Source organism: Micromonospora sp. 4G55 (genome assembly GCF_016803375.1).
This window is the reverse complement of record NZ_JAEVHN010000208.1, coordinates 1-9,584: the sequence shown is the minus strand read 5'-3', so window position 1 is coordinate 9,584 and position 9,584 is coordinate 1. Positions and strand designations below refer to the sequence as shown.

Sequence of the window (9,584 nt, the reverse complement as noted above, 5' to 3'; positions counted from 1 at the left end):
CCGCCACCGCCGCGGCGCTCGCCGGGATCGCCGCCACCATGACCGCCAGCAGCGTCAACCAGGTGTACGGCCCGGCCAACGCCAACGACGGCAACCCGGACACCTACTGGGAGAGCGCCAACAACGCCTTCCCGCAGTGGATCCAGGCCGACCTCGGCGCCACCGTCACCGTGGACCGGCTGGTGCTGAAGCTGCCCCCGGCCGCCGCCTGGCAGACCCGGACCCAGACGCTGTCCGTGCAGGGCAGCACCAACGGCTCGACCTTCACCACCCTGAAGCCGTCCGCCGGCTACACCTTCGACCCGGCCACCGGCAACACGGTGACCGTCGCGCTGACCGCCACCGGCAGCCGCTACGTCCGGCTCACCTTCACCGGCAACACCGGCTGGCCCGCCGGGCAGCTCTCCGAGTTCGAGGTCTACGGCACGGCGACCGGGGACACCCAGGCGCCGACCGCCCCGACCAACCTGGCCTACACCGAACCCACCAGCGGGCAGATCCGGCTGACCTGGAACGCCGCCGCCGACAACGTCGGGGTCACCGGCTACGACGTGTACGCCAACGGCGCGCTGCGCGGCAGCGTCGCCGGCACCGTGCTCACCTTCACCGACAACCAGCCCACCAGCGCCACGGTGAGCTATCACGTGCGGGCGAGGGACGCCGCCGGCAACCAGTCGGCGAACAGCAACACGGTCACCCGCACCGGCAGCGGCACCGGCGGCAGCAACCTCGCGGTCGGCCGGCCGATCACCGCCTCGTCGTACGTGCACACCTTCGTCGCGACCAACGCCAACGACAACAACACGGCCACCTACTGGGAGAGCGCCGGCTACCCGGGCACGCTGACCGTGCAGCTCGGAGCGAACGCCAGCGTGAGCGCGGTGGTGCTGAAGCTGAACCCGGACCCGGTGTGGGGGACCAGGACGCAGACCGTGCAGGTACTCGGCCGGGAGCAGAGCGCCACGTCGTTCACCAGCCTGGTCGGCGCCGCCGGGTACACCTTCAACCCGGCGTCCGGCAACACGGTGACCATCCCGGTCTCCGCCACCGCCGCCGACCTGCGGCTGACCTTCACCGCCAATTCCGGCGCCCCGGGCGGGCAGGTGGCCGAGTTCCAGGTGATCGGCGTGCCCGCCCCCAACCCGGACCTGACCGTCACCGCGCTGTCGGCCAGTCCGGCCAACCCGACCGAGGCCGACGCGGTCACCCTCTCCGCCACGGTCCGCAACGCGGGCACGGTCGGGTCCGCCGCCACCGCCGTCAACCTCTACCTCGGTGGGGTGCGGGTGGGCAGCGCGCCGGTCGGCGCCCTGGCCGCCGGCGCCTCGACCACCGTCACGGCGAACATCGGGGCCCGCGCGGCCGGCAGCTACCCGCTGAGCGCCAAGGTCGACGAGGCGAACGCCGTCATCGAGTCCGACGAGACGAACAACAGCTACACCAGCCCGTCGGAGCTGGTGGTGAACCCGGTGGCCAGCTCCGACCTGGTCGCCGCGTCGGTCGGCTGGACCCCGGGCAACCCGTCGGCCGGCAGCGCGGTGGCCTTCTCCGTGACGCTGCGCAACGCGGGCAGCGTCGCCTCGGCCTCGGGCACGCACGCGATCACGCTGACCCTGCTCGACCAGTCGGGCGCGGTCATCCGCACGTTGACCGGCTCGTACTCCGGGGTGATCAACCCGGGCGCCACCACCGGCCCGGTCGGACTGGGCAGCTGGACCGCGGCGAACGGCCGGTACACCGTCCGGGTGGTGGTCGCGGCCGACGCCAACGAGCTGCCGGCGAAGCAGCAGAACAACACCAGCGAGCGGCCGCTCTTCGTCGGGCGGGGCGCGAACATGCCGTACGACATGTACGAGGCCGAGGACGGCGCCCTCGGCGGCGGCGCGGCCGTGGTCGGACCGAACCGGACCGTCGGCGACCTGGCCGGCGAGGCGTCCGGCCGGCGGGCGGTCACCCTCAACTCGACCGGCAGCTACGTCGAGTTCACCACCCGGGCCAGCACCAACACGCTGGTCACCCGCTTCTCCATCCCGGACGCGCCGGGCGGCGGCGGGATCGACGCGACGTTGAACGTGTACGTCAACGGCGCCTTCCACAAGGCCATCGACCTGACCTCCCGGCACGCGTGGTTGTACGGCAACGAGGCCGGCCCGGGCAACTCGCCGGGGGCGGGCGGACCGCGGCACATCTACGACGAGGCCAACGTCATGCTCAACGCGACCGTGCCGGCCGGCAGCCGGATCCGGCTCCAGAAGGACCCGGCCAACACCACCACGTACGCGATCGACTTCATCAACACCGAGCAGGTCGCGCCGATCGCCAACCCGGACCCGGCGCGGTACCTGGTGCCGGCCGGCTTCGGTCACCAGGACGTGCAGAACGCGCTGGACGCCGCCCGGCAGAGCCCGACGGCGCTCGGGGTCTACCTGCCGCCGGGGACGTACGCGACCGCCCAGAAGTTCCAGGTGTACGGCAAGGCCGTCAAGGTGCTCGGCGCTGGCCCCTGGTACACCCGGTTCGTCGCACCACGCACCCAGGAGAACACCGACGTGGGCTTCCGGGCGGACGCCACCGCCAACGGCTCGACGTTCTCCGGCTTCGCCTACTTCGGCAACTACACCTCCCGCATCGACGGGCCGGGCAAGGTGTTCGACTTCGCCAACGTGGCCGACATGGTGATCGACAACATCTGGGCCGAGCACCAGGTCTGCCTCTACTGGGGCGCGAACACCGACCGCACGACGATCCGCAACTCCCGGATCCGCAACACCTTCGCCGACGGCGTGAACATGACCAACGGCAGCACCAACAACCTGGTCAGCAACAACGAGGCGCGGGCGACCGGCGACGACAGCTTCGCGCTCTTCTCGGCGATCGACGCCGGCGGCGCCGACATGAAGGACAACGTCTACGAGAACCTGACGTCGCTGCTGACCTGGCGCGCCGCCGGGGTGGCCGTGTACGGCGGGTACGGCAACACGTTCCGCAACATCTACATCGCCGACACGCTGGTCTACTCCGGCATCACGATCAGCTCGCTGGACTTCGGCTACCCGATGAACGGCTTCGGCGCTGACCCGCCCACCCGGTTCGAGAACATCTCGATCGTCCGGGCCGGCGGGCACTTCTGGGGCGCGCAGACCTTCCCCGCGATCTGGGTCTTCTCCGCCTCGAAGGTGTTCCAGGGCATCCGGGTCAGCGACGTCGACATCGTCGACCCGACCTACAGCGGCATCATGTTCCAGACCAACTACGTCGGCGGGCAGCCGCAGTACCCGGTCACCGACACCGTCTTCACCAACGTCTCGATCAGCGGCGCCCGACGCAGCGGGGACGCCTTCGACGCCAAGTCCGGCTTCGGGATCTGGGTCAACGAGATGCCGGAGGCCGGACAGGGCCCGGCGGTCGGCTCCGCCACCTTCACCAACCTTCGGCTGAGCAACAACGACCAGGACATCCGCAACACCACGTCCACCTTCACCATCAACCGGAACTGACCGTCGGAAAACCGGACGCCGTCGGCGGGCTCACCGCCGTCCGGCGGCGTCCGGTCGCGCGGGTCCGGGCGGCTCCGCGGCCCGGCTCGGCGGTCCGGCGGCGCCGCTCACCCGCGCGGCGCCGTCGCCCGGGCCACCGTGGGTCCGCTCAGGACGGCACCCGGTGCGGTACCCAGCCGAGGAAGCGGTCGCGCAGGTCGGCCGGGTTGGCCGCGAGCTCCTGGGTGGCCGAGGTCAGGCAGGTGGCGAGGTACACCCGCAGGTTGGTCGACTGCTGCCGGTACTCGTCGAGCAGGATCGCCGGCGGCTCGGGCAGGGCCAGTCGCGCCCGCAGTCGCGGCACCGCCAGGACGGGCTCACCGGCTCGTGTGGATCGGGCATCGGTCTCCGATCTCCGTACTGCTGTGAACGATTTTCGGACATTCGGGCCGCCATTCCCACCGCCGATGAGTCCCATTCACAGGACGAGCGGCTGATGGCCGGTGACGGGCCTGGCTCGTTGCGGCCCGGCTAGGTGCTGCGGGTCGGCGCGGACTGGCGGGGGGCGGTGGAATCACCGGCCGGGGGTGCGGCGAGCTCGATGGGTGGAGGATCGGGCAGGTTGACCATAGCCACGGAGAAACGACGAAACCCCAGCTCAGAGGCCTTATGATCTTCGGTCCGCGGGGTGCTGGGCGGGCCGCGGGTCGGCACTCCCGACGACTGTCCTCGATCCGACTCCGCGGGGCGCGTTCGGGGTGCGCCGTCCGCCGCCGCCAGGGCGGCGGGGGTGGCCGGCGCGGTCCGCCGGGCGCGCCTGGCGACGTCGGCGATGTCGGGCCGGCCCCGGGCGTAGGCTGACCTGCGTGGATCACGAAGACCGGATCGCCCTGTTCCTCGACTACGAGAACCTCGCGCTGGGGGCGCGCGACCACCGCGGCGGCATGGCCTTCGACTTCCGCCCCATCGCCGACGCCCTCGCCGAGCGGGGCCGGGTGGTCGTGCGGCGGGCGTACGCGGACTGGTCGTACTTCGACGAGGACCGTCGGATGCTCACCCGGTCGCACGTCGAGCTGATCGAGATACCCCAGCGGATGGGCGCCTCCCGCAAGAACGCCGCCGACATCAAGATGGCGGTCGACGCGGTGGAGCTGGCCTTCGAGCGCGACTACATCTCGACGTTCGTGATCTGCACCGGCGACAGCGACTTCACTCCGCTGGTCCACAAGCTCCGGGAGCTCAACAAGCGGGTGATCGGCGTCGGGGTGGAGAAGTCCACCTCCGCGCTGCTGCCGCCGGCCTGCGACGAGTTCCTCTACTACGACCGGCTGGAGGGGGTCGACATCCCGCCGACCCGGGCCCGGCGGGCCCGTCCGGCGCGGGTGCCCAGCCCGGAACCGCAGCAGGTGGAGCAGGAACAGGTCGAGCAGGAACCCGAGCCCCAGGCGGCGGTCGAGGAAGGGGTCCGCGACGTCGACACCCTCGCCGGCCTGGTGGCCCAGACGGTGGCCGGTCTGCAGGGCAGCTCCGGCGGCGAGGTGACCGCGTCGACGTTGAAGCGCACCCTGCTGCGCAAGGATCCGACCTTCACCGAGTCCGACTACGGGTTCCGCACCTTCGGTGAACTCCTGCGCCACCTCGCCAAGCAGAACGTCGTCGAGCTGGCGGAGGGGCCGGCCAAGGGCGACCCGGAGGTCTCCCTGCCCGAACACGGCGACCGGGAGGAGGCGTTCGGGCTGCTGCGCGCCGTGGTCCAGGACCTGGCCGGCGCCGACGGCGCGGCGGCGCTGTCCGGCCTGAAGAACCAGCTCCGGCGGGCGCGGCCCGACTTCAGCGAGAAGAAGCTCGGCTACCGCAGCTTCCTCCAGTTCTGCAAGGCGGCCGCCACCAGCGGCGTGGTCCACCTGGAGTGGAACGCCGACGCCGACGACTACCTGCTCACCCCGCAGGCTTCCTGACCCGACCGCCCATCGCGGAGGCCAGCCGCGCACCGACCGCCCTCGTCGACGCCGCCGGCACGCCGGGCTGCCGGAACCGCGAGGCGTACTTCCGGGAGCTCGCGGAGATCGGCGCGTCGGGACGGACCCTCAGCGACGACGAGTGGGTCGACCTGTGGGCCCGCCACGACCAGTACCGGGTGGAGCCCGCCGACACGCGCTGAGGTCCCCACCGCGCCGTCTCACCACCTCCGCGGCGCCTCCCGCGCGTCGTCGCGGATGTGCTGCGCCTCCCCGACGCCCGTGTCGCGGACCGAGGACACGCCCTGGGCCGCGGTGGACCTGACCTGCTCGGTCGCCTGGTGGACAGGTTCGCGCAGGTTGTCCTGCACGCCGTGCATCATGCCGCTGGCCTGCTGCTTGAACTGGTCCGAGTGTTCCATCGCCTCGTGCTTGACGCGCTCGGCCAACTCCCGCTCCTTGCGGCTGGGCCGCAGGAGCGACGAGGCCAGCGCGCCCACGCCGAAGGCGATGAGGCCCGCGGCGAGCGGATTGCCTTCGGCGCGTTCCCGCGAGGCGTGGGTGAGCCCCCGCGCCCGCTCGCCGGCGGTGGCGGCGCCGTGCTGCGCCGTACCCGTCAGGTGTTGCGTGGTGTCGGACAGGCGATGCGTGGTGGCCGAGGCCCGCTGCGTCACGCCGGACGCCTGGTGACTGGCCACGTCCCGCGCGTGCCTGGCATTGCCCATGATCGTGTCGACCATGCGGCTGAGCCGGCCACGCGCCCGGTTCACCGGCGCGGCGCGATCCGTCGCGGGTTGACCCGGTCGGTCAACGCGTCGACGTCACTGCTCAACTCGGCTCTGGCTGCCTCGATGTCGTACCGGATCCGGTCCGGATCGGTGGACATGACGTCTCCCTTCGGTTTCAGCGGCCTCTGACCGCGTCCGGAATCTCGTGCGCGGTCTGCTGGGTACGCGGTAGGGCCTTCACCGTGCGTAGCTGCCGGCGCGCCCGGGAGGCGAGCACGGCGCCGATCACCGCCCAGATGATGGCGACGATCAACGCGGCCCAGCCCTGGTCCATCACGTTGGACAGCGCCCACCACAGGGCGTGGGACAGGAACACCAGGGTCAGCAGCGCCGCGATCGCCGCGGCGGCGAACATGGCTGCCACCATGCCGAGGCTGCGTACCTCTTCCCGCACCTCGGCCTTGGCGAGCTCGACCTCCTTGCGCAGCAGGTAGGAGAAGTTGCGGGTGGCGTCGGCGAGCAGCTCACCGATGGAGGCCTGGGTCTTGTCCGGACCCCCGCCCGGGCCCATGGGCGATGCGCTCATGGGCCCACCTCATGGCCCATCGGACCGTGGCGGACCGGCGCGGTCATCCCCGGACTCGCCGGCACGTTCAACGGCGTCTGGGCCGCCGCCGGCGGGCCCTCGCCGGCGAACCTGCCGGTGTCACCGCCACCGCCCTGGCCGTCCTGGCCGCCGGTGAGGGCGCGCCCCAACCGACCGGCGAGCAGTCCGGCGATCGCCGCCCCGGCGAGGAAGGCCCCGGGGTGCCGGCTGGCGTAGTCGCGTACCTCGCGCACCAGGGCGCCGGGTTCGCGCTCGTCCAGCCAGCCCGCGGCTGCTGCGCGGCGTCCGCGCCCCGGCGGACGACGTCGGCGGCCATGCCGCCCTGGTCGGCGCCGTCGGCCATCGACCGCAGTTGCGTACCCAGCGTGCGCAGGCTGTCGGCGGCCCGCCGCTGCTGCTCCTCGGCCTGCGTCCGGGCCTGCGCGGAGGCTTCGCTGAGCAGGTTGCGGGCCTGCTGGCGGCCCTCCGAGGCGATCTGCCGGCCCTGATCCATCGCCTGCCGGGCGGTGTGCCCGCCGGCCTGCGCCGTCTCCTGGCCGATGCGGCCAGCCTCCTGCCGGACCTGTCCGACCTTGCCGCCGCGCGATCCGTCACCGGATGCAGGAGGTGATTCCCGACCCGTCGTCATGCGATCTCCCTTCGTCGGGGCCCGCCCTTCGGGCAGGAACGGGAACGCCGGTTACCCCTCGCCGCCCGGTGTACACGTCCCTCCCGCTGCCGGCCGTGCGGGTGTGGGACCGGGAGCTGGCAGGTGCCAACCGAACGGGTGTAGGTGCCGATTTCACCGCCGACGCCCCAGCGGATTTGGACAATGGACGCATGAGAATGACCATGTTGCAGAAGAGGCGGGCGGCGCGGATGCAGCGCCGGAACTGGTGGCCGCTGGCGGCGGTCGTCGTCACCGCGGGAGCGGCCGGTGCCGCGGCGCTGCGGCGGCGTAAGGGCGCCGGTGCCGAGAACTGGGTGGGCTCCGGCGGCGAATCCACCACCCCGTCCCCGGACATCATGGCCCCCGGGGCCAGCCGCACGGAAACCTCGCTGTCGCCCAAGAGGTGACGCCGGGCGGCAGCCGTCCGACGGCCTCGCCCAGCTCAGCGGTGTCGCCGCCGGCGCAGCGCGTACAGCGCCGCGCTGGTGGCGAAGAGCGTCCCGCTGACCGCCAGCCAGCGGATCAGCAGCGGTCGCGGGGTCAGGCCGGTCGCCGCGGTGTACGTGCCGTCGCCGAGGCCGAGGACGCCGGGCAGGTAGACGAGCAGAAGCAGCCCGGCGGCGAGCGCGGGCACCCGGACGTGGTTCAGCGCCGACGGGCCACCCCGGCGGCCCGCCCCGGCGCGCAGCGCCCGGTCGGCCAGCCGCGTAGACCGGGAACAGCAGCAGGTCGTGGGCGATCACCGCGCCGAGGAACCAGAGCAGCATCCGCACCGCGGACCCCTCGCCGGCCAACCGCAGCACGATCCAGCCGGTCACCGCGAAGCAGCCGAGCAGGAGCAGCAGGTGCCAGGGCGCGGCGCCGTAGGCCCGCCGGAACCTAGCCATCGGCGCGCCCCTCGAAGGCGATCTCCCGGACCCACTTGGTGCAGTGCACGCCCGGCAGCGCCGGCACGATGATCCGCGTCGGATAGCCGTGGTCGGGGGAGAGGTCGACCCCGTTGACCCGCAGGGCGAGCAGCGAGTCGGGGTCGCGGACCTGGTTGGCCTGCAACCGGGCCTGGCGGAACAGGCCGGCCCGCTCCAGCGACCCGACCGACGCCGTGGCCGCCTCCGGCGCGCCGACCAGCGCGGCCAGGTCGCGCAGCCGCACCCCGGTCCAGGTCTGCGCCGTCGACCAGCCCTCCACGCAGGCGATCGGCAGGTCCGCCGTGTGCTGCGCCATCGCGAGCAGGCGGTCCCGGTCCAGCTCGACGGTCCGGTCGCCGCCGCGTACGGTCAGCCGCCAGCCCGCCCCGGTGTCGGCGGGCTGGATGCCGGCCGCGGCGGCGCTGCGGTTGACCGGGAAGCCGTTCGCCCGTCGCCGGGCCGCCGACCCCGGGGCAGCATGAGCGCGGTGCGGCGCAGCACCCCGTCCAGGCTCTGCCCGACGGTCAGCGCGGCAGCAGCAGCGCCCCGCCGCCGGCCAGGGCCAGCACCCCGCGCCGACTCATCGTCGCCGGGCCGGGCCGCCGGGAGACCAGGCCGTCCGGATCCGCCGGCTCCGGTCGGGTCCGCTCGACCGGGACACGCGCGAAGCCCGGCCCGCGCAGCGCCGTGACCATCCGGGGCAGCTTGATCGCCACGTGGGCGACCAGGGCGGCGATGAAGACCCAGGCGCCGTACCAGTGCGCGGTGTAGAAGTCGAACCCGAACAGGTACGCGTACTGGATGTTGAGCAGGCCGGTGGCCGTCTCGAAGAGGATCCCGCCGATCAGCAGCAGCAGCGACAGCCGCTCCAGCACCTGGGCCACCGAGCGGGCCGGCGGCCAGTCGAAGAGCTTCGGCACCACCGACCAGAGCTTGCCCAGCACCACCGGGACCAGCACGATGCCGAGCGTCACGTGCAGGCCCTGGGTGAGCCGGAACAGCCAGGCCGGCCGGGTGGGCCAGTCGAAGACGGGCGGGTGCAGCCAGCCCACGTCGCGGGGGAACGCCTGGCCGAGCCGGGGGCCGTAGGCGATCCAGTCCAGCAGCCCGGTGACGATCACCAGCGGCAGGGCGGCGAGCAGGACCGCCCCGAACACCGAGGTCAACCACGGGCCGCGTACCGGGCTGCGCCAGGCGTCGGCGGTGGCGTCCACGCCGGGGCGGGCGGTGCCGGTCCAGCGCTCGCCACAGTCGCGCC

The 9,584-nt window shown here is 72.9% G+C and carries 10 protein-coding genes and 1 pseudogene; 4 read left to right on the top strand and 7 right to left on the bottom strand.

Translation table 11 applies throughout. From position 1 onward, the window contains the following. On the top strand, positions 1-3,497 hold a 3,497-nt coding region (locus tag JNW89_RS18060; RefSeq protein WP_306344878.1), incomplete at its 5' end, for a discoidin domain-containing protein. Positions 3,498-3,645: 148 nt separating this feature from the next. Here the strand turns inward: JNW89_RS18060 and JNW89_RS18055 are convergent. Beyond that, on the bottom strand, positions 3,646-3,840 hold the full coding sequence (locus tag JNW89_RS18055; RefSeq protein WP_238449807.1) for a flavin reductase: 195 nt from the start codon (positions 3,838-3,840) through the stop codon (positions 3,646-3,648). 502 nt (positions 3,841-4,342) lie between these two features. Here JNW89_RS18055 and JNW89_RS18050 point away from each other — a divergent pair. Together JNW89_RS18050 and JNW89_RS18045 are read left to right on the top strand one after the other, a co-directional pair. Further along, complete coding sequence (locus tag JNW89_RS18050) at positions 4,343-5,434, top strand: NYN domain-containing protein (RefSeq protein ID WP_154936311.1); 1,092 nt, start codon at positions 4,343-4,345, stop codon at positions 5,432-5,434. After that, entirely contained in the window at positions 5,386-5,637 is a 252-nt protein-coding gene (locus tag JNW89_RS18045; protein ID WP_238449806.1) for a hypothetical protein, read from the top strand. The genes JNW89_RS18050 and JNW89_RS18045 overlap by 49 nt, the downstream gene beginning before the upstream one ends. Before the next feature lie 18 nt (positions 5,638-5,655). On the opposite strand, the gene JNW89_RS18040 is transcribed toward JNW89_RS18045, so the two are convergent. The 4 genes from JNW89_RS18040 to JNW89_RS18025 all read right to left on the bottom strand — a co-directional run bounded on the left by JNW89_RS18040 (position 5,656) and on the right by JNW89_RS18025 (position 7,397). Further along, positions 5,656-6,174 carry a DUF3618 domain-containing protein gene (locus JNW89_RS18040; RefSeq protein ID WP_238449805.1) on the bottom strand — a complete coding sequence of 173 codons (519 nt, stop codon included), beginning with the start codon at positions 6,172-6,174 and terminating at the stop codon, positions 5,656-5,658. A 26-nt stretch (positions 6,175-6,200) separates the two neighbouring features. After that, positions 6,201-6,320, bottom strand: coding sequence for a DUF3618 domain-containing protein (locus JNW89_RS18035; protein ID WP_238449804.1), 120 nt, complete (start codon positions 6,318-6,320; stop codon positions 6,201-6,203). A gap of 17 nt (positions 6,321-6,337) precedes the next feature. Continuing rightward, positions 6,338-6,748 (bottom strand): phage holin family protein, encoded by a 411-nt coding sequence (locus JNW89_RS18030; RefSeq protein WP_238449803.1) that lies wholly within the window; start codon positions 6,746-6,748, stop codon positions 6,338-6,340. 67 nt (positions 6,749-6,815) lie between these two features. Further along, positions 6,816-7,397 (bottom strand): hypothetical protein, encoded by a 582-nt coding sequence (locus JNW89_RS18025; protein ID WP_238449802.1) that lies wholly within the window; start codon positions 7,395-7,397, stop codon positions 6,816-6,818. 191 nt (positions 7,398-7,588) lie between these two features. On the opposite strand from JNW89_RS18025, the gene JNW89_RS18020 reads away from it, so the two are divergent. After that, positions 7,589-7,825, top strand: a complete 237-nt coding sequence (locus JNW89_RS18020) for a hypothetical protein (RefSeq protein WP_238449801.1) — start codon at positions 7,589-7,591, stop codon at positions 7,823-7,825. A 35-nt stretch (positions 7,826-7,860) separates the two neighbouring features. On the opposite strand, the gene JNW89_RS18015 is transcribed toward JNW89_RS18020, so the two are convergent. Together JNW89_RS18015 and JNW89_RS37700 are read right to left on the bottom strand one after the other, a co-directional pair. Then, entirely contained in the window at positions 7,861-8,052 is a 192-nt protein-coding gene (locus tag JNW89_RS18015) for a hypothetical protein (protein ID WP_238449800.1), read from the bottom strand. Between the two features lie 245 nt (positions 8,053-8,297). Continuing rightward, positions 8,298-9,577: pseudogene (locus tag JNW89_RS37700) on the bottom strand (molybdopterin-dependent oxidoreductase). Between the last annotated feature and the right edge of the window lie 7 nt (positions 9,578-9,584).

Excerpts from the sequence above, each read along its gene's own strand:
- JNW89_RS18040 (WP_238449805.1), bottom strand. The coding sequence starts at position 6,174 with ATGGTCGACACGATCATGGGCAATGCCAGGCACGCGCGGGACGTGGCC.
- JNW89_RS18030 (WP_238449803.1), bottom strand. The coding sequence starts at position 6,748 with ATGAGCGCATCGCCCATGGGCCCGGGCGGGGGTCCGGACAAGACCCAG.
- JNW89_RS18035 (WP_238449804.1), bottom strand. The coding sequence starts at position 6,320 with ATGTCCACCGATCCGGACCGGATCCGGTACGACATCGAGGCAGCCAGA.
- JNW89_RS18025 (WP_238449802.1), bottom strand. The coding sequence starts at position 7,397 with ATGACGACGGGTCGGGAATCACCTCCTGCATCCGGTGACGGATCGCGC.
- JNW89_RS18020 (WP_238449801.1), top strand. The coding sequence starts at position 7,589 with ATGAGAATGACCATGTTGCAGAAGAGGCGGGCGGCGCGGATGCAGCGC.